Below are 21842 nucleotides of genomic sequence, written 5' to 3' on the forward strand. Positions count from 1 at the left end.
ACCCGCGACCAGCGGGTCACGCCGTCGAGCAGCAGAGCCGAGAGCAAGGCAAACACAAAGGCGTTGGCCGGGATAAGCCAGGTCTCGCTGAGGCCGGGAATACCGATGCCAAATACGATCCCCAGCGCCGCGCCAAAGGCCGCCGCCGAGGAGACGCCGAGGGTAAAGGGGCTGGCGAGCGGGTTATTGAGGATGGTCTGCATCTCCGCCCCCGCCAGGCCCAGCGCCATGCCCACCAGCAGCGCCATCAGAGCATAAGGCAGGCGGATCTCCCGCACGATGGTGCGTACCCCAGGGCTAACCTCGCCCGGATCGAAAATGCCCAGCCAGAGCTGGTGGAAAGGCATCCCGGAGGGGCCGAGGGTAATGTCGCACAGCAGCGCAGCGGCAATCGCCAGGACGATGGTCCCTGCCAGCAGCAGACGACGGTGCAGCAGCTGGCGATAGCGACGGCTAATGGCCTGGGCGTCTGCGGCGGTCAGTTCTGTAGCCGTCATGCTCTACCTCGGCGGGGTGAGGATCGCCGCAGCCTGGGCGTCGCTAAGCGAAAGGCCAAAGAAGTCGCGATAGAAATCCCGCGTCTCCTTCACCATATCAACGTCGGCAAAACGCGCCGGATAGAGCGTTTTCGCCAGCCACAGGAACTGCAATGCCTCTTCGCTGGTCTCGCGGCACCACCAAAACATCCCTTTTGGGTTGGTATAGACGCGATGGTGCACCACCGCATCCACGCTCGCCCACTGCGGCGAAGCCATAATGGCGTCGGCGTCGCGGCGGTTCATCGCCACAATTACCGCCGGGTTGGCGGCCACGACGCGCTCCAGCGCCACCTCGCCAGCACTGTTTTTCTTCACGCCGAACCAGCTCTCCGCCACGTTTTTCGCCCCGGCGAGATCCATCCAGTCCTGGTTAAGAGACGGGCGGCCGGTGGTGGTCAGCGGGTTCCCCATGCTGTGGTAGACCGTAACCCGCGCGCTGACAGGGAGATCCTTCAGCCGCTCCCGCACCAGCGCCGCATTGCGCTCGAAGTAGCGCTGATAGCGCTGCGCCCGCTCCTGGGCATCCGGCCCCAGCGCGTCGGCGGTCTGCTGCACGCGGCGGGTAAGCGCTGGCATGGAGTTAGCCTCGTACGCCAGCACGCGCACTCCTGCCTGGGCCAGCATCTCCGGCTGCGGCACGCTCATGTTTTTCGCCACGAACAGCAGCTGAGTGCCGAGGGCAATAATCTGCTCCGGATTAACCTCGTGGCTGCCTGACATGCTCACCGGCGGTACGTCGACGATGTGCGGCAGGCTCTGACGAAAAAGCGGGATCTGCTTAGCCACCATCGAGGTGCCGACGATGTTCTCCCCATAGCCCAGCATGGCGATGATGGTGTTTTGCGCAGGCCACGGCGAGGCGATGCGCACGTCGCTGTGCCCCGTGGCGGCCCGCAGGCCGCCGGTTGTGAGAGCGCTAAGGGCCAACGCCAGCGCCGGAAGGAGTCGGGTTCGTTTCATCCGTTGTTCCATTAGAAGTCGAAGGTGACGGAGGCGCGCACTTCACGGCCGCCGCCGAGGAAGGCGCTGGGTGAACCGCCGTCGCCGTCGGTACCCGACGGGAAGATAGAGGCCCAGTAATGCTCATCCGTGACGTTGTTCACCGCCACGCGCAGGGTGGTTGGGACGGTGCTGATACGCGTGGTGTAGCGGGTGCCGAGATCCAGGGTGGTGTAGCTGTCCGCCCACGAGGTGTTGGTGTCATTCGCCGCCCGCTTGCCGGTGTAGTGTAGATTGGCGCTGTAGACCCACTGCGGCTGCGACGGGAAGCTGTACTCCGCCAGCAGGTTGGCCTGCACCTTCGGCACGCCGACCACCCGCTTGTTGCTGGTGCTGTCGGAGACGGTATCTTTCAGCTGCGGATCGAGGAAGGTGACGCCGCTGTAGATATTCAGCCCCTGCCAGAGGTGGCCGGTAGCGGTCAGCTCCAGGCCATTGTTGACCTGATTCCCCTGCTCCTTGTAGACCATGTCGTTGGCATCGACGTAGGCAAAGGGGCGTTCGAGGCGGAACAGCGCTGCGCCAAGATTGAGATCGCCGAGGTCCGCCTTCAGGCCCGCTTCATACTGCTGGCTGCGATAGGGATCCAGCGTCTGGCCGGCGTTTTTGATCGTCGTCGTGCCGGTGCTGGTTGGCGCGGTGCCGCCCTGCTCCAGCGAGTCGGCGTAGCTGACGTAGGCCATCAGCGTCGGGGTGATTTTGTACATCAGGGCGACGTTCGGGCTTAAACCATCCTCGTTGATTTCGCTGGTCTGCTGCCCCTGGGCGTTGTAGTTCTGCGTCTGGAGCCAGCTCTGGCTCAGGTAGAACATCGCCGACCACTGCGGCGTGAGGGTCACCGTGTCGCCAAGGGTCACGCTCTGCTGGGTATTCTCGCTCGACTTATAGCGTGCGCCGCCGGTATTGATCCGCCCGTTGCCCGGCTCGCTCAGCGGTGACGGGTCGTACATGTTGGTGGTGCCCAGCTGCCAGGCCGTGCTTTTGCCTCGGGCGGCGTAGATCGACCAGACGTAGCCGGTAGTAGAGAGCGACAGATCGTGACCCACGGTGCCGGTGTCGACGTGGCCGTTAAGGGTCGTGGTGTTGCTCAGCACGCGGAAGCGGCCCGCCGCGCTGGAGTCGCTGATTGAGCGCTTGATATCACCGCTGTCGTTAAGAATGGTGCTGGAGACGGAGCGCATGGCGCGGTCCGCCTGCTGCCAGCCGACGCCCGTCGTCAGGGACCAGTCATCGTTAAGATAGTGGATGAGGCGGGTGCTGAGGGTATCGGTAGTCAGATCGTTACCCGCCGTACTGAGGGCGAGGTTGTTATCTTTCGGATCCGGCGCCGAGGGGAGCTTAATCCCCGGCCCGTAGCTGAAGCTGCCCGGATAGCCCTTCTGTACGAATTCATAGTGGCTGGCATCAAGCTGTAGCTGAGTACCCGGCTGGATATTCCAGTCCAGCGCCACGGACGCCAGCTTGCGGCGCAGGGTGCTGTCGGCGACGTTGCCCTCGCCCTCTTCATCCAGCAGATTGACGCGGTAGCCGAAGCGTTTATCGTCGTCGAGATGGCCGCCCAGATCGACGTGGCCGTTGACCGCGCTGCGGCTCTGGTAGCCGAGGGTGACGCGGTTCAGGGTCTGCTCTGTGGGACGTTTGGCAACAAAGTTAAACTGCCCCGCCGGGCTGGCCGGGCCGTAGAGCGCTCCGGTCAGGCTGTTGAGCACGTCGAGGCGCTCCAGCATCTCTACCGGGAAGGCGGTGGTAGAGACGACGTTCAGCCCGTCGAGACGGCTGTTAGCCACCACGCTGCCCTGCATCCCGCGGCTCTGTGGACGGCCGACGTCCATGCCGCCGCGAGCCTGCATCTGGGTGCTGGGAGAGTACTTCAGCAGCTCGCTGACGCTTTTGGCCTGCTGGTTATCGATCATCTCCCGCGTCACGGTGGTAGTGGAGTATGGCGTCTCTACCCAGGAGCGGTTACCCAGCGGACCGAGGTCGATATCTGAGGTTTTAAAGCCCGCGCCCGCCGGGGCGGCAGAGCGAGCGGCACTGTTCCCGGTGACGACGATCTGCTCTTCAGATTCATGTGATGTATCAGTAATGGCATCTGCCGCGCGGGCGCTGAGTGATGCGAGGGGGGTGATAAGCGGCAAGACCACTGCCATTTTTATGCTGTTATTCATTAAACTGCCATCGTTATGTAAAGTTTTATATTACGGTTGGCATGGTAGTACAAAGTTGATTTGGATCACAGCTATTCATGATATGAATGTATGTAACCCTTTGTGATTAATGGGATTTAGTTGGGGAGGGTGATGATTACGCAGGGAAAGCAGAGAGGGTGAGCCCCTCTCGATGTGTCGGATCCAGGCTGGTTAAACGCTCGCCAGGGCAGTCACCGCATAGCTAAACGCCGTAATGGCCTGCGCGACGTCGTCACTCTCCACCGACTCCGCCGGATGGTGGCTGATACCACTCTTGCAGCGCACAAAGAGCATCCCTACCGGCCAGCGTTCGGCCATGGCGATGGCGTCATGCCCGGCTCCGCTGGGCAGCGACAGCGACGCACCCTGCGTCTGGTGTACCGCATCGGTAAGCAGGCTCTGTAGACGTAGATCGCAAGGGGTAGCGGCGATGCGGTAGAACTCCTCGGCGCTGAACGTCAGCCCCCGGCGGGCGACGATAGCCTGCGCCAGGGTCAGCAGCTCATCCAGCAAGGCATCCAGCGGCGCGTCCTGCGGCCCGCGAATATCCAGCGACAGCATCACCTCGCCAGGAATAACGTTGACCGCTCCCGGCAGGCAACCCAGCGTGCCTACCGTGGCAACCAGGTTGCCGCCCCGTTCACGGGTGGTGCTCTCTACAGCCACCATCCACTCGGCGGCGGCGGCCAGAGCATCTTTACGCTGAGCCATCGGCACGGTGCCCGCATGGCCCGCCTCGCCGATAAAGCGGCAGTTCAGGCGGCGCGCGCCGTTGATCGCCTCAACGACCCCCAGCGCCAGCCCCGCCTGCTCCAGACAGGGCCCCTGCTCGATATGCAGCTCCAGATAGGCGGCAATTTCTTCTCTACGACGTGCTGCCTGCGCAATGCGGGCCGGATCCAGCCCGGCCAACACCATCGCCTGCGCCACGCTCACGCCGCTGGCATCGCTCTGCGTCAGCCACTGCGCCGGCCATGTCCCCGTCAGGCCACGGCTGCCGAGCAGGGTGATGCCAAACCGCGTCCCCTCCTCATCGCAAAAACCCACGATCTCAATCGCCTTCGCCAGCCGCTGCCCCTGCCGGTGCAGGCTCTGCACCACCTCAATGGCCGTCAGCACCCCGAGCATGCCGTCATAGCGTCCGGCGTTGCGCACGGTATCCAGATGCGAGCCTAACAGAACTGCCGGAGCCCCCTCCTGCTCGCCCTCGTAGCGGCCGCAGATATTGCCCACGCTATCCTGCCAGACGATCATTCCGGCCTCCGCCATCCACTGCGCTACCCGCTGGTTGGCCAGCAGATGCTGGGGGGAGAGGTAGATCCGGGTCAGGGCATCCGGGGTTTCGCTGATGGCGGCCAGCTCATCCGCGCGGGCCATCACCCGCTCCGCCTGCTGGCGTGCTGGCTGGCTCATAGCGGACGCTCTCTGTGATAGCGATCCCACGCCGCCTGCATGGCTGCACCCTGAACAGTAGAGAACTTGAGATAGTTAAGCACCGACTCCAGCGCGCTCAGGGTGGTCATCACGCAATCTTTGCGGGCGTTATAGCCCATGGTGCCGATGCGCCATACCTTGCCATGCAGCGGGCCAAAGGAGGTGCCGATCTCAATGCCGAAATCCTCCAGCATCAGCTTGCGCAGCTGGTCGCCGTTGATCCCCTGCGGGATCGCTACGCCCAGTACGTTGTTCATCTTGTGCTTCAGGTCGCCGAAGGTCTCCAGCCCCATCGCCTGGATGCCCGCCAGCAGCGCCTCGCCGTGCAGCTTATGGCGGGCGATGCCGTTATCCAGCCCCTCCTGGAGGATCAGGCGCGCGCACTCCCGAGCGGCAAACAGCGCCGAGGTGGCTTCGGTGTGATGGTTCAGGCGCTCCGGCCCCCAGTAGTCCATCACCATGCCGAGGTCGAAGTAGTTGGAGTAGATCATCTCCTCATCACCGTCGCGATGGTCAGCAGTACGGATCCCCTCCTCGACGCATTTGCGGCGGCGGATAACCTCCTCCATGCGTGGGCTGAGGGTGATGGGTGAGGTGCCGGACGGGCCGCCGAGGCACTTCTGCATCCCCGCCGAGACCGCGTCCAGCCCCCAGGCATCGCTCTCCAGGGCGTTGCCCCCCAGCGAGGCGGTGGCGTCGGTATAGAACAGCACGTCGTGACGGCGGCAGATATCTCCCAGCTCGGCGAGCGGCTGGAGCATGGTGGTGGAGGTATCACCCTGCACCGTCAGCAGCAGGCGCGGGCGCACCCGCTTGATGGCGTCCTCGATCTGGTCGGGGGTAAAGACCTCGCCCCACGGCACCTCAATGGTATGCACCTCTGCCCGGCAGCGGCGGGCGATCTCACACAGCAGATGACCAAAGCGGCCAAATACCGGCACCAGCACTTTGTCACCGGGACGGATCGCCGAGACCAGGATAGCCTCAATTCCCGCCCGCGAGGTGCCGTCCACCAGCATCGTCCAGCGGTTGTCGGTGCGGAACACGCCGCGATAGAGGGCCATCACCTCATTCATGTAGTGGGTCATAGCCGGATCGTACTGGCCGACAAGCTGGCTCGACATGGCGCGCAGCACGCGCGGATCGGCGTTGATGGGCCCCGGCCCCATCAGCAGGCGCTGGGGTGGATTGATTTGCGAAAATTGCGCGATATCCATTTTTAAGTCCTTATTAGTTGAGGCCGCGTACGGAGGAGATAAACTGTTTCAGCTCGGTGGTCTGCGGATCGGCGAACAGCGCTTTGCTGTCGCCCTGCTCCCACACCTTCCCCTGATGCATAAACACCACGCGGTCGCCCACTTCGCGGGCAAAATTCATTTCATGCGTCACCAGAATCAGCGTCATCCCCTCTGCTGCCAGCTGCTCCAGCACCTTGAGCACCTCGCCCACCAGCTCCGGATCGAGCGCCGAGGTGATCTCGTCGCAGAGTAACACCTTCGGCGACATCGCCAGCGCACGGGCAATCGCCACGCGCTGCTGCTGGCCGCCGGAGAGGCTGGAGGGGTAGTAGTCCAGCCGGTCGCCCAGCCCCACCTTCTCCAGCATCTTTTGCGCCAGCTCGCGGCACTCGGCGGCGCTCTTTTTCAGCACCCGGCGCGGGGCCAGCATCACGTTCTCCAGCGCCGTCATGTGCGGGAACAGGTTGAAGTTCTGGAACACCATGCCGATGGAGCGGCTGATCTCCCGCGCCTGTGAATCCCGATCGGTGATGGTCATGCCGCCCAGCTTGATGCTCCCCTCCTGGTAACCCTCCAGGCCGTTGATGCAGCGCAGCAGCGTGCTTTTACCCGATCCGCTGCGGCCGATAATAGAGATCACCTCGCCCATATCGATATCCAGATCGACGCCCTTAAGCACGTGGTTATCACCGTAGTACTTCTGCATCTGATTAATGGTGATGAGAGGCATTGAATTTATTCTCCAGATAGCGGCTGTAGCGGGACAGCGGGTAGCACAGAATGAAGTAGCCCAGCGCCACCAGCGCAAAGACTTTAAATGGCTGATAGGTGACGTTGGTCAGCATCGTCCCGGCCTTGGTCAGGTCGACGAAGCCGATGATTGACGCCAGCGCCGTGCCTTTGATCACCTGCACGGCAAAGCCCACCGTCGGGGCAATGGCAATGCGTAGCGCCTGCGGGGCGACCACCCGCCAGAGGGTCTGGCCAAAGCTCAGCCCCAGGCAGCGTGACGCTTCCCACTGCCCTTTCGGCAGGGCGCGAATGCTGCCAAACCAGATATCGAGCAAGAAAGCGCTGGTATAGAGCGTCAGCGCTAGCGAGGCCGCCGTCCAGGGTGAGACGTCGATACCAAACATCGCCACGCCGAAGAAGGCCAGAAACAGCTGCATCAGCAGCGGTGTCCCCTGGAACAGCTCGACATAGCCGCGGATCAGGCGCTTCACCTGCCGCCCGCCGGTCAGGCGCAGCAGCAGGAGCGGCAGCGTCACCAGCGCGCCGCCGGTAAACGCCACCAGCGAGAGCAGCACCGTCCAGCGCCCGGCCAGCAGCAGGTTGCGGATAATGTCCCAGTCGGTAAAGGTGTTCATCATGCCTGCACTCCCAGCCATCTCCGCCCCGCCGCCAGCAGCAGCTGGCGCATGGCGATCGACAGAATTAAGTAGATCCCAGCCGTGACCAGATAGACCTCGAAGCTCAGAAAGGTCCGGGACTGGATCAGGTTGGCGGCAAAGGTCAGCTCCTCATATGAGACCTGCGATACCACCGACGATCCCAGCATGACGATGATGCACTGGCTGACCAGCGCCGGGTAGATACGCTGTAGCGCGGGCGGCAGCACGATGCGGATAAAGGTCTGGACGCGGGTCAGGCCCAGCACCCGCCCTGCCTCCCACTGCCCCTTCGGGGTAACCTGGATCCCGGCACGTACGATCTCGGTGCTGTAGGCCCCCAGGTTGACCACCATCGCCAGCAGCGCAGCCTCTCCCGCCGTCATTTTGAGGCCCATATTGGGCAGGCCAAAAACAATAAAGAACAGCTGTACGACAAAGGGCGTATTGCGGATCAGCTCCACGTACGCACCCCAGATGCGGCTGAGCCACGACGGACGGCCGCTGCGAATGGCGGCTCCGAGAATACCCAACGCCAGGCCTCCCGCCGTCGCCATCACCGTGAGTTGTACGGTGATCCACAGTCCCGCCAGCAGCTCGGGCCAGTGCGGCCAGAGCTCAGAAAAGTGAAGTTGTTCAGTCATTAACCGGCCTTACACGCCAAGGCTTGCCGGCAGCGGGGCTTTCATCCACTGCTCAGAGAGTTTGTTCAGGGTGCCATCCTTCACGCCCTGCTCGATCAGCGCGTCAACCTTCGCCTTCAGCGCCGGCTCGTTCTTCTTCAGGCCAATAAAACAGGGTGAATCTTTCAGCATAAAGCTCGGCACCGGCGCTTTGTCCGCGTTTTGCCGGGAGATGGCCGCCACGACGAGGTTGCCGGTAGCAACGTACTCTACCTGGCCCGAGAGATACGCTGACAGGGTGGTGTTGTTATCCTCGTAGCGCTTCACCTGCGCCTCTTTCGGTGCAATGCCGGTCAGCACCATATCTTCGACCGCACCGCGGGTGACGCCGATGGTTTTACCGCTCAGCCCTGCGGCGTCCTTCAGCTCAGCGCCTTTTGGACCGAAGACCCCAAGGAAGAAAGGCGCGTAGGCACGGCTGAAATCAATCACCTTTTCACGCTCGGCGTTTTTACCGAGGCTGGAGATCACCAGATCCACCTTGTCCGTTTGCAGATAGGGCACCCGGTTGGCGCTGGTTACGGGAACCAGCTGCAGCTTGAGCTTCATCTCTTTGGCAAGGTAGCGCGCCATATCGATGTCGTAGCCCTGGGGCTGGAGATCGGTCCCTACCGAGCCAAAGGGCGGGAAGTCTTGCGGAACAGCGACACGAAGCGTGCCGCGTTTCTCAATATCCTGTAGCTGGTCGGCCTGCGCTGCCGACAGGTGAGTTAACAGAACAGCGGCCCCGGCCAGTGCGATCAACAGTTTTTTCATGGTGTTTACCCGTTACGTTAGCATGAAACAAAAGATTCTATAAATAGACTTTTGCAACTAATGTGCCAGGTACGGATAACCGGTAAATCAGCGGTAACTGCTTAAACAACCATCAGAAACGAGAAGGTAAGCTGCGCCTGAACGCACCAAAACAGTGCCAAACCCCAGCATGGTGCCCCATTATCGCTGCTCCAGCTCGTCCAGCTGCTGATAGAGGGTGGCGATGTTGTGAATGCGCGGCCGCCCCTTATCGAGAATTTCATGCAAAAAGGCATTGGCCAGCAGGTTGATCAGGCTATTTACCGCCGCGTAGCTGTCATAGGCAGAGACGCTGTCCAGCGGGGTGCAGAGCTGCCAGCGCGCCAGCGGCAGCAGGCCGTGCGCCTGCGGCTCGCACATCAGCACCACCGGGACGTTGTCGGCCTGCAGCTGCTGGAGCAGCGGGCGGATAATGCGCGGGCGGCGGCGAAACGCCATCACAATCACCAGATCGTCGGGAGTGAGATCCACCAGCTCCTCGCTCAGACTCTGCCCCGGCTGCGGCAGAACCAGTACCTGGCCGCGGGCCTGCAACAGCTGCTGGCGCAGGTGCAGCGCTGCCGGATAGGCGTTACGCATGCCGATAATCACAATTCGTCGGGCGGTGACCATGGCGGCGATCGTCTCGGCAAACTGCTGTGGGTCCAGGGCGTTGACCCACTGGGTCAGGTTCGCCATCTCCTGCTTATAGTGGCGGGCCAGCAGTGTGTTGCCCTGCACCGCATCTCGGTTATCGGTCAGCGGCATGCCGCTCTGGCGCAGGGTACGCAGCTCGTCGCGCATGTCCTTATACTTCTCGTATCCCAGGCGCTTAAACAGGCGGCTCACCGTCGCCTTCGATACCCCGCTAAGCTGCGCCAGCTCGGCGCTGTTGTAGCCGATCAGATCGTCAAAGTGATCGAAAATAAAGTTCGCCACCCGCTGCTCCTGGGGTGATAGCGACGCATATTGTCCTTTCAGGCGTTCATCAAGCTGTTCCATAGGGCCTCTGTAACTTTTGTTTCATTACATTCTACCTTTCATTATACGTGCCAGTTTACTGAAACTTTTCTTTCAGAACTGGAACAGCTTTTGCAGCACCTTGTGACTTTCAGGGTTACGAGGACGCTTCATGCAAAGTAATGTCTCCACGCACGGCATGGCCGTTGCCCCCCACCATCTGGCAAGCCAGAGCGCGCTTGCCATATTACGCGAAGGCGGCAGCGCCATTGAGGCGATGGTGGCCGCTGCCGCCTCCATTGCCGTGGTCTACCCCCATATGAACGGCCTCGGCGGCGATGGTTTCTGGCTTATCGTCCCGCCGGAGGGAGATCCTATTGCCATCGACGCCAGCGGCGCAGCGGGTTCGCTCGCCACCCCCGCGGCCTATCGCGATCTCACGCAGATCCCGCACCGTGGCCCTCGCGCGGCGCTGACCGTTGCCGGTACCGTCAGCGGCTGGGAGGAGGCGCTGAAGCTGTCCCAGTCGCTGACCGGCAAGGCGCTGCCGCTCGCGCGCCTGCTGGCGGACGCTATCGGCTATGCCGCAGACGGGATCCCGGTTACGCAATCTCAGGCCAACGCCACCGCCAGTAAGTTAGCGGAGCTGCGCCACCTGCCCGGCTTTGCGGAGACCTATCTGGTCAACGGTGAGCCGCCGGTTGCCGGCAGCCGCTTCCACCAGCCCGCCCTCGCGTCTACCCTGCAACGGCTGGTTGAGGAGGGACTGGAGAGCTTTTATCGCGGTCCGCTAGCGGAGCGAATGGCTGAGGGCATGGCAAAGTACGGACTCCCTGTTACCCTTGCCGATCTGCACCAGCATCGCGCCCGCCGTCCGCAGCCGCTCAGGCTTCAGCACCAGCACGGCGAGCTGTGGAACCTGGCTCCGCCCACCCAGGGGCTGGTGTCGCTGGCCATCCTCGGCATCACCGACCGGCTGAATATGGCCGAGGCCGATGAGGCCCAAACCGTGCACCGCATCGCCGAGGCCACCAAGCTGGCCTTTCGCCTGCGGGATGCGCACATCACCGATCCCCGCCATCTCGATACCGACATCCAGAGCCTGCTCGATCCTGCGGCGCTACAGCCGCTGGCCGATCGGGTGGACGACAGCCGTGCCGCCCCCTGGGGGGCAGGTAAAGGCCCAGGCGACACCGTGTGGATGGGGACGATGGATAAGAGCGGGCTGGCGGTCTCCTTTATTCAAAGCCTTTACCATGAGTTCGGCAGCGGCGTAGTGCTTCCCGATACCGGGATAGTCTGGCAAAACCGTGGCGCTTCGTTCAGCCTCGATCCGGCACACCTGCTGGCGTTGGCGCCGGGCAAGCAGCCGTTTCATACTCTCAACCCCGCCGCTGCACGCCTTAGCGATGGCCGGGTGATGGTTTACGGTTCGATGGGCGGCGACGGCCAGCCGCAGACCCAGGCGGCGATCTTCACCCGCTACATTCTACAGGGCGTGCCGCTGCAGGAGAGCATCTCCCGGCCACGTTGGCTGCTGGGGCGCACCTGGGGGCAGACCTCGGATTCGCTGAAGCTTGAAGGACGCTTTTTACCCGAGAGCATTGCTCGCCTGCGCGCGCTGGGCCATGAGGTAGAAGTGCTGCCTGATTACAGCGAGGCGATGGGCCATGCCGGGGCAATCGTTCGCCATCCCAACGGCCTGTTTGAGGGCGCAGCCGATCCGCGCAGCAACGGCTCGGCCGCCGGTTTTTAAGGAGAAAATGATGAGTAACGCACAGTCCGACTGGGCCACTTACCTGGCGCAGATGACCCAGCTCCTCGACCTGGAGCTGGACGACGCCCGCCGTGCCGAGCTGGAGATGCAGTTCAGCCGCATCGCCGCCATGGCCGAGCCGCTGATGGCCTTTCCCCTCGACGATCGACTGGAGATTGCAGGAGTCTACAAAGCATGACGCTTAACGAGATGAGTATTAACGATATCCAGCAGGGGCTGGCCAGCGGGGCCATAAGCGCCGGGGAGATTGCCCGCCAGACGCTGGATGATATTGCCCGGGTGAATCCGCAGATCAACGCCTGGACGGCGGTGACCGAAACGCGGATGCTGGCGGAAGCGGAGCATATCGATACCCTGCGTCGGGACGGGCAGCCCCTGCCCCCGCTGGCGGGCGTTCCCTACGCGGTGAAAAACCTCTTTGACGTAGCCGGGCACGCTACTCTCGCCGGGGCGCAGCTGTTCAGCGATCGCCCCGCTGCCGCACGCGACGGCTTTGCGGTGCGCCAGCTTAAGCGCGCCGGGGGGCTGCTCTCCGGGATGCTGAACATGGACGCCTACGCCTACGGCTTCACCACCGAGAACAGCCACTACGGCGCGACGCGCAATCCGCACGACCTGACGCGCATTGCGGGCGGCTCCTCCGGCGGATCGGCGGCATCGGTAGCCGCCGGACTGGTGCACTTCTCTCTCGGCAGCGATACCAACGGCTCGATCCGCGTCCCCGCCTCCCTGTGCGGCATCTTTGGGTTGAAGCCCACCTTTGGCCGTCTTTCCCGCGCGGGCACGCATCCCTTCGTTGCCAGCCTTGACCATATCGGCCCCTTTGCCCGTCGGGTTGATGATTTGGCGGCGGTGTACGATGCGCTACAGGGGCGGGACCCCGACGACGGTTTCCAGCGCAACTACGCCAGCGAGCGGACAACGCTGCTGCTGGATCGCGGGCTGGCGGGGCTGCGCTGCGCGGTGCTCGGCGGCTACTTCACGACATGGTGCGATGACGACGCCCGGGAGGCGCTAGGCCGTGCCGCACGCGCCCTTGACGCCCACGAGGAGCTGATTTTCCCGGAGGCAGAGCTGTCGCGCTCGGCGGCGTTTATTATCAGCGCCTCCGAGGGGGGAAATCACTATCTCCCCGCCCTGCGCCGCGAGCCGGCGCGCTTTGAGCCGCACTCCCGGGAGCGTCTGCTGGCCGGGGCGATGATCCCCTCCGCCTGGTACGTGCAGGCCCAGCGCTTTCGCCGCCACGCCCAGCAGGCCTTCAGGGCGCTGTTCAATCATGCCGATGTGCTGATCGCCCCGGCAACCCCACGCAGCGCGACGCCGATTGGCGATCAGACGATGATGATTAACGGCCAGCCGCTGCCTATCCGCGCCAGCATGGGGATGCTGACCCAGCCGATCTCGTTTTTAGGTTTGCCGGTGACCACGGTGCCGCTGCGCGGCCGCAGCGGGCTGCCGACAGGTTTACAGCTCATTGCCGCCCCGTTTAATGAACAGGCCTGCCTGCGCGCCGCGCGAGTGCTGGAACAACAGGGCATCGCCGATGCTTATCCTAAGGAGCTAGCATGATACATCTGGATGATATAAACCGTCCTCTGGTGCTCGCCGAGGTTACCGCCGCCTTCTACCGGTACGAAGAGGCGCTGGTAAGCAATGACGTTGAGGTGCTGGACGAACTGTTCTGGCACGACGCCCGCACCGTGCGGCTGGGCGCCGGGGAGAACCTCTACGGCATTGAGGCCATCCGCGACTTCCGCGCCACCCGTCCCGCTACAGGATTACAGCGCGAGCTGCGTAACACGGTCATTACCACCTTTGGTGAGGACTACGCGGTATGTAGTACCGAGTTCACCCGCGCAGGCGGCGATCGTATTGGCCGCCAGCAGCAGACCTGGGTGCGCTTCCCCTACGGCTGGCGCATCGTTGCCGCGCAGGTGAGCGTGATGAGCTAACCGTAACGCCGGGCGGCACTACGTTTGCCCGGCCTACTACTATTTCTGAAACGGGTGTTTCTCCCGCCAATGATCGGCAATCTGCTGGCGGGTGCAGACCCAGACGCGGTCGTGCTGCTGGATATAATCGAGGAAGCGCTGCAGGGCACGGAAGCGTCCCGGACGGCCCAGCAGACGGCAGTGCATGCCGATGGACATCATCTTCGGCGCACTCTCTCCCTCCTCGTACAGCACGTCAAAACTGTCCTTTAGATAGGTATAAAACTGCTCGGCGGTGTTAAACCCCTGAGCGGTGGCAAAGCGCATATCGTTGGCATCGAGGGTATAGGGAACAATCAGGTGCGGCCGGTGTGAGCCGTCGCTGCACGGCACTTCGGTCCAGAAAGGCAGGTCGTCGCCGTAGTAGTCGCTGTCGTAGTCAAAGCCGCCATGCTCGGCCACCAGCTGGCGAGTGTTGGGGCTGTCACGTCCGGTATACCAGCCGGTAGGTGCTTTACCGAACAGATCGGTCAACACCTGCACCGCGTTGTGCAGATGCTGGCGCTCCTGGTTAATATCCATACTCTGATAGTGGATCCAGCGCCAACCGTGGCTTACGACGTCATAGTCCGCCGCCTTGATCGCCGCGACAATGTCCGGCTGACGGGCCAGCGCCATCGCCACGCCAAAGACGGTGAGCGGCAGGCCCCGCCTGCGGAACTCGTTATGGATGCGCCAGAACCCGGCGCGACTGCCGTACTCATAGAGCGAGTCCATCGACATATGCCGATCCGGATAGCTGGCGGCCCCGATAATATCAGAGAGAAACTGCTCGGATCCGGCATCGCCGTGCAGAACGTGATTCTCTGCCCCCTCCTCGTAGTTCAGCACGAACTGGACGGCAATCCGCGCCCGCTGCGGCCACTGCGCATGGGGTGGATTGCCAGCGTAGCCACGCAGGTCGCGGGGGTAGTCATCGTCTAAAAAGGTCATTGCGGATCCCTCAGTTAAAATGGGTTCAGTGCCTGAAATTTGCCGCTCAGGGCCTTGGCTTCCGGGAAGGCGAGATCGCCCTGCTTGCTGGTGGAGAGGCCCAGCGCCACCAGCGACTCCACCATCTTCACCGCCGCGCTGACGCCGTCGATCACCGGTACGCGCAGCTCGCGGGTCAGCTCCTGGGCCAGCGTCGCCATCCCGCCACAGCCCAGCACAATCGCGCCGCAGCCATCCTCTTTCAGCGCCCGGATGCAGCCCTCGCGTACCCGCTCCTGCGCCCGCCCGCTGCCGTCTTCCAGCGCCAGCACCGGCAGATCGATGGCGTGCAGTGCGGCGCAGTGGTCGTAGAAACCATACTGGTGCAGCAGATGCCGGGCGATGATCAATGTGCGCGGCAGCGTGGTGACAATAGAGAAGCGGGTGGCGACCAGGGTCGCCATATGCATCGCCGCCTCGGCAATGCCAATCACCGGCCCCTGAGCCAGCTCGCGGGCCGCCAGCAGACCCGGATCGCCAAAGCAGGCGATCACATGTCCATCTACCCCCTGCTGGCGACCGGCTTTGATCTGCTCCAGCACGCCAACGGTGGCGATGGCCTCATCAAAATGGCCTTCGATGGAGGGCACCCCCTCGCTGGGACAGACCGCCACGATCTCCGTCCCCGGCGCGGCTACTGCCCTGGCGGCAGCGCCAATGGTCTCGGTCATTGCCTGGCTGGTGTTGGGGTTAATAACCTGAATACGCATAGCCGACATTACTGCTCCTTAAACTGGGCAAATAGCCGGGCAAAATCCGGCAGGGTGACGCCAGCACGCTCAAAGCGCAGGCTGGCGACAATATGTTCAAAGTGGTGCGTCAGAGCGGCACTTAACGGCGCAAGCGCCCTCTTCCGCAGCAGCTCCACTAGCCGCTCATGATCGTCACAGCGGCAGCCCTGGCGCCACGGCGCGCCCCAGGCGGCAATCACTAAGGAAGAGCGCTGGCTGAGGCGGGTCACCGTTTCGGTCAGCACCTGATTACCGGAGATCGCCTGCAGCTGAATATGAAACTCGGCGGAGTAACGGATCGCCGCCGGGCCGTCCCAGGTCTCATGCGCCTGCTGCTCCAGCTGAATAATGGCCTCCAGCGCCGCGAGATGCGGCGGCTGGCAGCGGGCCAGCACGTCGGGTAGATTGGCGACCTCCAGCAGGGCGCGGGTACGAAAAATATCCTGCGCCTCCTCTACCGTTGGGCTGGCAACCTGTGCACCACGTTTGGGCGTCAGGGTGACCATTTGCACAGCGGCGAGTCGTTGCAGCACTTTGCGGATGCCGGTTCGGCTCACGCCAAACACCTCTGCCAGCGCCTCCTCTGGCAGTTTGCTTCCTGGCGGCAGCTGATGTTCGACGATGGCGGTCATCAGCGCCTGATAGATCAATTCGTCCCGCTCCTGCTGGGCTGACGCGGCCTGCAGCCCGTTTTCGTTATGCATTACTTCACTCCGGATTAACCTTTTGATAGCGAATCGTATACATAAAAATAAAGTCTCGTATACAAAAATAAACATTCTGGCCTAAATCCTGCAACACCCTCCGCAGTCCATCTCAAAACGCTTTTATTCACAGGAGCAGGTTTCATGCCAAATAGACAAAACGTGCAATCGATTAAGGCCGCTGACTCCACCGCAGGCTACAGCCCACGGCTTTGCAACGAGGATCTGGCCCCGACGCGGGACCAGAACTGGAGCTGGTACAACATCTTCTCTTTCTGGATGTCGGACGTGCATAGCATGGGAGGCTATGTGGTGGCGGCGAGCTTCTTTACTCTGGGGCTGGCGAGCTGGCAGGTTCTGCTCTGTCTGTTAGTAGGGATCTGCATTGTGCAGCTGTGCGCCAACCTGGTGGCGAAGCCCAGCCAGATGGCGGGCGTGCCCTATGCGGTGATCTGCCGCCAGGCGTTCGGCGTCTTTGGAGCAAATATTCCGGCTGTGATCCGCGGCCTGATCGCCTTTGCCTGGTACGGTATTCAGACCTATCTGGCCGCTAACGCGCTGATGCTGGTGGCGCTGAAGTTCTGGCCGTCGCTCTCTGCCCTTACCACAGGCTCGTTCCTCGGGTTGTCGCATCTTGGTTGGATCAGCTTTGCTATTATGTGGGTGTTACAGGCGATGGTCTTCTGGCACGGCATGAGCGCCATCAAGCGCTTCATTGATATCGCCGGGCCGGCAGTTTATGTCGTCATGCTGGCGCTGGCGGGCTGGATTGTATACAAGACCGGCTTCGATGGGATCTCCTTTACCCTCGCCAGTAAATCCCTGACCGCCGGAGAGCAGACCTGGCAGATGATCACCGCCACCGCGCTGGTGGTCTCCTACTTCTCCGGGCCGCTGCTCAACTTCGGCGACTTCTCGCGCTACGGCAAGAGCATGGGTGAGATCCGCCGCGGTAATCGCTGGGGCCTGCCGTTTAACTTCCTGCTCTTCTCGGTGGTGACGGTGGTGATCGTCTCCGGAACCCAGTCGCTGTTTGGCCGCATGATCACCGACCCGATTGAGACCGTCAGCCGCGTCGGCAACGATCTGGCGGTCGCCATTGGCCTGCTGACCATGATCACTGCCACTATCGGGATCAACATTGTGGCTAACTTTGTTTCTCCGGCCTTTGACTTCTCTAACTGCTCGCCGCAAAAAATCAGCTTCCGCACCGGGGGGATGATTGCCGCCGTCGGCTCGATCTTACTCACCCCGTGGAATCTGTTTAACTCGCCGGAGCTGATCCACTACACCCTGGACGTGCTGGGTGCCTTTATTGGCCCGCTGTTTGGCATTCTGATCGCTGACTTCTACCTCATCAAGCGCGGGCAGGTCTCGGTTGACGATCTCTTTGACGCTACGCCGAAGGGCAAATACTGGTACCGCAACGGCTTTAACCCTAAAGCCATCGCCGCGCTGGTGCCGTCGGTAGCGATCGGTTTGGTGATCAGCTTTATCCCGGCGCTGCATGAGGTCGCCAACTTTAGCTGGTTTATCGGCGTCTTCCTGGGTGCGGTGGCCTACCGCTGGCTGGCCCGCGACGAAGTTGCCGTGGCATCCACAGCAGGTTTCAATGCAGGCGTTATGGCCCAGAAAGAGTAACCTTCCAGCTGGCTGCGGCGTCCTGCCGCAGCCCTCTCCACCCTGGCACTGATTTTGCTCATACATTACATCCACAATAAAAAAGAGAAGGCAGAGCTTATGATTGCTTACGATACGGCGATTCGCGGCGCGTTTTTTGATATTGCCCAGGTAGCGGACAGCGCCGACGATATTGCCCGCCATGCGCGCTATCTTCCAGACGGAGTGCTGTTTATTGCCGGGGGGCAAATTCAGGCGCTGCTGCCGTGGCAGGAGGGCGAACAGTATCTCGATCCGCATCAAGGCTACACCGACCAGAGCGGCAAGCTGCTGCTGCCCGGCTTTATCGATGCCCACGTGCACTACCCCCAGACCGAGATGATCGGCGCCTTCGGCGAGCAGCTGCTGGAGTGGCTGACGACCTACACCTTTCCGGTCGAGAGCCAGTTCTCCGACGAGGCTTATGCCAAAGAGATAGCGGAATTTTTTCTCGGACAGCTGCTAAGCCACGGCACCACGACCGCGCTGGTGTTTTGTACTCTGCACCCCGAATCGGTCAACGCCCTGTTTAGCGAGGCGCTGCGCCTCAACATGCGGCTTATCGCCGGCAAGGTGATGATGGATCGCCATACGCCTGACTACCTGACCGAAACCGCTGGGGAGAGCTATCAGCAGACCCGGGAGCTGATCCAGCGCTGGCACCAGCAGGGCCGCCTTGGCTACGCCATCACGCCGCGCTTTGCCCCCACCTCAACGCCGGAACTGCTGTCGGCGGTGCGCCAGCTGCGTCAGGAGTTTCCGGACACCTGGCTCCAGACCCACCTGAGTGAAAACCCAAACGAGGTGGCGTGGGTGAAGGATCTCTGGCCGGAGCACGAGCGCTATCTGGACGTCTATCATCACTACGGGCTGACCGGCGAGCGCAGCCTCTTTGCTCACGGTATTCATCTGGAGGATCGGGAGTGGCAGTGCCTGCATGAGACCGGTTCAGCGGTGGCCTTCTGTCCCACCTCCAATCTGTTCCTCGGTAGCGGCCTGTTCCGCCTGCCCGCCTGCTGGCAAAACCGGGTGCGGATGGGTATCGGGACCGACGTCGGCGCGGGCACGACCTTCAGTATGCTGCGCACGCTAGGAGAAGCTTATAAGGTGGGCCAGCTGCAGAGCTATCGTCTGCGCGCCAGCGAAGCCTTTTATCACGCTACCCTTGGCGGGGCGCACGCCCTGCGCCTGGATGAGAAGATAGGCAACTTCCAGCCGGGCAAGGAGGCTGACTTTGTGGTGATTGACCCGGCGGTGACGCCGTTACAGCGGCTGCGAGTGAGCCGCTGCAAGGATATCTACGAGCAGCTGTTTGTGCTGATGACGCTGGGGGACGAGCGCAATATTCGCGAGACCTGGGTCAATGGGGAGCGAGTATGGCAGGCCTCAGCTTCCCCGGTAGGTTGACCAGCCGCCGGGGGCGATGAGAAACGGCAGATGGAAGTGCGCCTCTGCCGTCCCGGCGATTGCAAAATCGATCTGCGCGCAGGGGAAGATAGTCTCCCGCCCGCCTGCGGCAAACCACGCTCCCGTCTCGGCCACCAGCCGGTAGCGGCCCGGGGCCAGCGCCGCCGGGGTAAACTCGCCGATGCGGCCGTTGCTATCGGTTATCTGGTTGGCGATGATCTGCTCTGCCTGCATGAGGCGAACCGTGACGCCCGCCGCCGGTTTGCCGGTGGAGATATCCAGAATATGGGTGCTCAGGGTACTCATTCGCTAATCGCTCCTTCCAGTCGTAATAGAGTAATCTCACGCAGCTGTGCCAGCGACTCGGCAACCTCCTGCGCATCGCTGTTTTTCAGACGCTGCTCAAGGGCAGCCAGAACCTCCTCGCCGCTGCGCCCTTTGGCACGGATCAGGAATATCCGGCCAAAACGCGTTTCATAGCGGGCATTGCCCTCCCTTAACGCCTGCGCAAGTTGCGCGTCGCTGGCGTTAACTGCCCCCTGCTCCTGGCGTGACAGCGCAGCATGGGCCTGCTGACCGCCAGGTTTCTCGCCGATCCGGGGGTGGGCGCTGAGCGCCTGCGCCAGCTCTGCCTCGCCCCATGCCTGCGCGGTCTCCCGCGCCGCGCTCAGCAGCGCAGGGAGATCCACATAGGGACGTCCCTGCACCAGCGCCGCCGCCCACATCGGGATCGCCACACATGGCGCTATCAGGGCCGCCGCCGCGTCGTTATCCAGCTGATTAAAGTGCTTGAGGGCGATCATCACTGCTCCTTGTCGCCGCCGCAGCGGTCAGTTTCTCTTCCGGAATAATCAGGTTCAGCACAATTGCTACCAGTCCACCGCTGGTCGCCGCCGAGCCAAACAGGTTGCCGATAATCGGTGGGAAATGGGTGAGGAACGTCGGAACCGCCTCTACGCCCAGCCCGAAGCCAAACGCCAGGCCAATAATCAGCATATCCCGGCGGGTAAGCGGCGTCTGGGTAATAATGCGGATCCCTGCGGCCACTACGCAGCCAAACATTACCATCGTCGCTCCGCCCAGTACCGGGGTTGGAATTTGGCGCAGGACCTCACCGAAGGGCGGAAACAGCCCCAGCAGGATCAGGATAACGCCGATATAGCGCCCGACGTAGCGGCTGGCGACGCCGGTCATCTGAATCACGCCGTTGTTCTGCGCAAAGGTGGTGTTAGGGAAAGCACAGAGCATCGCGGCAACCATGCAGCTAATACCGTCAGCAAGGATCCCGCCCTTTAGCCGGGAGCGGAACGCGCCATCATCAATAGACTGCCGTGAGATCAGGCAGTTGGCGGTCAGATCGCCTACCGCCTCAAGAATGCAGACCAGTGAGACCAGGGCGATGGGCAAAAAGATAGCGCTGTTGAACTGGAAGCCAAACGGAAACAGCGCCGGGACGCGGAACCAGGTCTCGCCGATGCCGCTGAGGTGAAAATTACCGCTCAGCGCCGCCCCCACGCAGCCTGCGGCGATACCAATTACCACCGAGGAGAGCCGCAGCCAGCGGTTTTTCGCGCAGCTCAGTAGAACAATAATCCCCAGCGTCCCCGCGCCAAGGGCGATATTGCTCATGCTGGCGAAATCCTTTGCCCCTTCGCCGCCGCACCAGTTGATAACGCTGACCTTGATCAGGCTAATTCCAATCAGTGCGATGACGCTGCCAGTGATCACCGGCGTAAAAATCCTCTTCAACGGCTCAATAAAGCGGCTGACTACGATCGGTACTAGCGCGGCAACAAAGTTAACGCCAAACAGCATAGCCATCACATCCTGGGCGCTGCCGCCCTGCCCCTTGACCCACATCCCGCCGGCAATCGCTACGCCGAGAAAAGCAAAGCTCGTCCCCTGCATACAGATCATCCCGGCACCGATACCCCAGACGCGGTTGGCCTGGAGAAAGGTGCCGATACCGGATGCCAGCAGCGACATGCTGATGAGATAGGGCATCCACTCCCCTAGCCCCAGGGTGGCACCGATTATCAGGGGCGGGGTAATGATCCCCACCAGCCCAGCCAGCACGTGCTGTAGCGCACTAAAAAAAGCCGGAAGCGGCGGGATCCGCTGCTCAAGGCCGTAAAGCAGCGTACCGTTCTTTTCATCAGACATGGTCATTCCATCCCATAGTGAATAAGCGTTCATTCTCCTATGCACAAAGCAGGCCATAGTCATCCAGCCCCCGCAGTTCCGGCGTTGCGCAATGAAACTTACGGTTCCTGATGGATAATTTGGAAATTTTTGATTCACGAAAAGGCAACTCATGCGCAATAACGCACTATAAACGTGCAGAGGGGACGTTTCCCTCCCGCGAAACGCCCGTCTCAGGCGGTTGCGCAACCTGGT

22 protein-coding genes are annotated in these 21842 nt (G+C 62.0%); 6 read left to right on the forward strand and 16 right to left on the reverse strand.

Annotation, left to right across the window (positions count from 1 at the left end; all coding sequences use genetic code 11):
• The 10 genes from RTP97_RS10460 to hpxU all read right to left on the reverse strand — a co-directional run.
• A partial coding sequence (locus RTP97_RS10460) for an iron chelate uptake ABC transporter family permease subunit (RefSeq protein WP_312413326.1) occupies nucleotides 1–497 on the reverse strand: 497 nt, incomplete at its 3' end.
• Nucleotides 498–500: 3 nt separating this feature from the next.
• Nucleotides 501–1499, reverse strand: coding sequence for an ABC transporter substrate-binding protein (locus tag RTP97_RS10465; protein ID WP_312413329.1), 999 nt, complete (start codon nucleotides 1497–1499; stop codon nucleotides 501–503).
• 11 nt (nucleotides 1500–1510) lie between these two features.
• Nucleotides 1511–3706, reverse strand: coding sequence for a TonB-dependent receptor (locus tag RTP97_RS10470; protein ID WP_312413331.1), 2196 nt, complete (start codon nucleotides 3704–3706; stop codon nucleotides 1511–1513).
• A gap of 192 nt (nucleotides 3707–3898) precedes the next feature.
• A complete protein-coding gene (hpxK, locus tag RTP97_RS10475; RefSeq protein ID WP_312413334.1) occupies nucleotides 3899–5140 on the reverse strand; it encodes an allantoate amidohydrolase in 1242 nt (413 codons plus the stop codon).
• On the reverse strand, nucleotides 5137–6378 hold the full coding sequence (locus tag RTP97_RS10480) for an alanine--glyoxylate aminotransferase family protein (protein ID WP_312413335.1): 1242 nt from the start codon (nucleotides 6376–6378) through the stop codon (nucleotides 5137–5139). Before RTP97_RS10480 ends, hpxK begins: the two co-directional genes overlap by 4 nt.
• A 13-nt stretch (nucleotides 6379–6391) precedes the next feature.
• Complete coding sequence (locus RTP97_RS10485) at nucleotides 6392–7129, reverse strand: amino acid ABC transporter ATP-binding protein (protein WP_312413338.1); 738 nt, start codon at nucleotides 7127–7129, stop codon at nucleotides 6392–6394.
• Nucleotides 7110–7766: an amino acid ABC transporter permease gene (locus tag RTP97_RS10490; RefSeq protein WP_312413397.1), complete on the reverse strand. Its 657-nt coding sequence runs from the start codon at nucleotides 7764–7766 to the stop codon at nucleotides 7110–7112. Before RTP97_RS10490 ends, RTP97_RS10485 begins: the two co-directional genes overlap by 20 nt.
• Nucleotides 7766–8431, reverse strand: a complete 666-nt coding sequence (locus RTP97_RS10495; protein ID WP_312413341.1) for an amino acid ABC transporter permease — start codon at nucleotides 8429–8431, stop codon at nucleotides 7766–7768. The genes RTP97_RS10490 and RTP97_RS10495 overlap by 1 nt, the downstream gene beginning before the upstream one ends.
• Nucleotides 8432–8440: 9 nt before the next feature.
• Nucleotides 8441–9226: a transporter substrate-binding domain-containing protein gene (locus RTP97_RS10500; RefSeq protein ID WP_312413344.1), complete on the reverse strand. Its 786-nt coding sequence runs from the start codon at nucleotides 9224–9226 to the stop codon at nucleotides 8441–8443.
• 180 nt (nucleotides 9227–9406) lie between these two features.
• The gene (gene hpxU / locus RTP97_RS10505; RefSeq protein WP_312413347.1) at nucleotides 9407–10246 is read right to left on the reverse strand and encodes a MurR/RpiR family transcriptional regulator HpxU; all 840 of its coding nucleotides are present in this window, start codon (nucleotides 10244–10246) and stop codon (nucleotides 9407–9409) included.
• A gap of 130 nt (nucleotides 10247–10376) precedes the next feature.
• Here hpxU and hpxW point away from each other — a divergent pair, with 130 nt between their 5' ends.
• Genes hpxW through hpxZ form a run of 4 tightly spaced genes read left to right on the forward strand, consistent with a single transcriptional unit; the run spans nucleotide 10377 to nucleotide 13933 of the window.
• The gene (hpxW, locus tag RTP97_RS10510; protein WP_312413348.1) at nucleotides 10377–11960 is read left to right on the forward strand and encodes an oxamate amidohydrolase; all 1584 of its coding nucleotides are present in this window, start codon (nucleotides 10377–10379) and stop codon (nucleotides 11958–11960) included.
• A 10-nt stretch (nucleotides 11961–11970) separates the two neighbouring features.
• Entirely contained in the window at nucleotides 11971–12159 is a 189-nt protein-coding gene (gene hpxX, locus RTP97_RS10515; RefSeq protein WP_312413350.1) for an oxalurate catabolism protein HpxX, read from the forward strand.
• Nucleotides 12156–13550: an AtzE family amidohydrolase gene (locus RTP97_RS10520; RefSeq protein WP_312413352.1), complete on the forward strand. Its 1395-nt coding sequence runs from the start codon at nucleotides 12156–12158 to the stop codon at nucleotides 13548–13550. The genes hpxX and RTP97_RS10520 overlap by 4 nt, the downstream gene beginning before the upstream one ends.
• Nucleotides 13547–13933 carry an oxalurate catabolism protein HpxZ gene (gene hpxZ / locus RTP97_RS10525; protein ID WP_312413355.1) on the forward strand — a complete coding sequence of 129 codons (387 nt, stop codon included), beginning with the start codon at nucleotides 13547–13549 and terminating at the stop codon, nucleotides 13931–13933. Before RTP97_RS10520 ends, hpxZ begins: the two co-directional genes overlap by 4 nt.
• Before the next feature lie 39 nt (nucleotides 13934–13972).
• On the opposite strand, the gene puuE is transcribed toward hpxZ, so the two are convergent.
• From puuE to RTP97_RS10540, 3 genes are read right to left on the reverse strand one after another with little or no spacing between them, the layout of a single operon-like run.
• Nucleotides 13973–14905 carry an allantoinase PuuE gene (gene puuE / locus RTP97_RS10530; RefSeq protein ID WP_312413358.1) on the reverse strand — a complete coding sequence of 311 codons (933 nt, stop codon included), beginning with the start codon at nucleotides 14903–14905 and terminating at the stop codon, nucleotides 13973–13975.
• 14 nt (nucleotides 14906–14919) lie between these two features.
• On the reverse strand, nucleotides 14920–15663 hold the full coding sequence (gene hpxA / locus RTP97_RS10535; RefSeq protein ID WP_312413361.1) for an allantoin racemase: 744 nt from the start codon (nucleotides 15661–15663) through the stop codon (nucleotides 14920–14922).
• Nucleotides 15663–16379 (reverse strand): GntR family transcriptional regulator, encoded by a 717-nt coding sequence (locus tag RTP97_RS10540; protein ID WP_312413364.1) that lies wholly within the window; start codon nucleotides 16377–16379, stop codon nucleotides 15663–15665. Before RTP97_RS10540 ends, hpxA begins: the two co-directional genes overlap by 1 nt.
• 144 nt (nucleotides 16380–16523) lie before the next feature.
• On the opposite strand from RTP97_RS10540, the gene RTP97_RS10545 reads away from it, so the two are divergent.
• Nucleotides 16524–18020 carry an NCS1 family nucleobase:cation symporter-1 gene (locus RTP97_RS10545; RefSeq protein WP_312413366.1) on the forward strand — a complete coding sequence of 499 codons (1497 nt, stop codon included), beginning with the start codon at nucleotides 16524–16526 and terminating at the stop codon, nucleotides 18018–18020.
• Nucleotides 18021–18119: 99 nt separating this feature from the next.
• A complete protein-coding gene (gene guaD, locus RTP97_RS10550) occupies nucleotides 18120–19445 on the forward strand; it encodes a guanine deaminase (RefSeq protein ID WP_312413368.1) in 1326 nt (441 codons plus the stop codon).
• On the opposite strand, the gene uraH is transcribed toward guaD, so the two are convergent.
• Genes uraH through RTP97_RS10565 form a run of 3 tightly spaced genes read right to left on the reverse strand, consistent with a single transcriptional unit; the run spans nucleotide 19425 to nucleotide 21608 of the window.
• Nucleotides 19425–19751, reverse strand: coding sequence for a hydroxyisourate hydrolase (uraH, locus tag RTP97_RS10555; RefSeq protein WP_312413370.1), 327 nt, complete (start codon nucleotides 19749–19751; stop codon nucleotides 19425–19427). The two genes, guaD and uraH, sit on opposite strands and share 21 nt — an antisense overlap.
• A complete protein-coding gene (gene uraD / locus RTP97_RS10560) occupies nucleotides 19748–20248 on the reverse strand; it encodes a 2-oxo-4-hydroxy-4-carboxy-5-ureidoimidazoline decarboxylase (protein WP_312413373.1) in 501 nt (166 codons plus the stop codon). The genes uraH and uraD overlap by 4 nt, the downstream gene beginning before the upstream one ends.
• Nucleotides 20226–21608 carry a nucleobase:cation symporter-2 family protein gene (locus RTP97_RS10565; protein WP_312413376.1) on the reverse strand — a complete coding sequence of 461 codons (1383 nt, stop codon included), beginning with the start codon at nucleotides 21606–21608 and terminating at the stop codon, nucleotides 20226–20228. Before RTP97_RS10565 ends, uraD begins: the two co-directional genes overlap by 23 nt.
• Between the last annotated feature and the right edge of the window lie 234 nt (nucleotides 21609–21842).

The organism is Pseudescherichia sp., from assembly GCF_031998825.1.
Taxonomy (GTDB): domain Bacteria; phylum Pseudomonadota; class Gammaproteobacteria; order Enterobacterales; family Enterobacteriaceae; genus Pseudescherichia.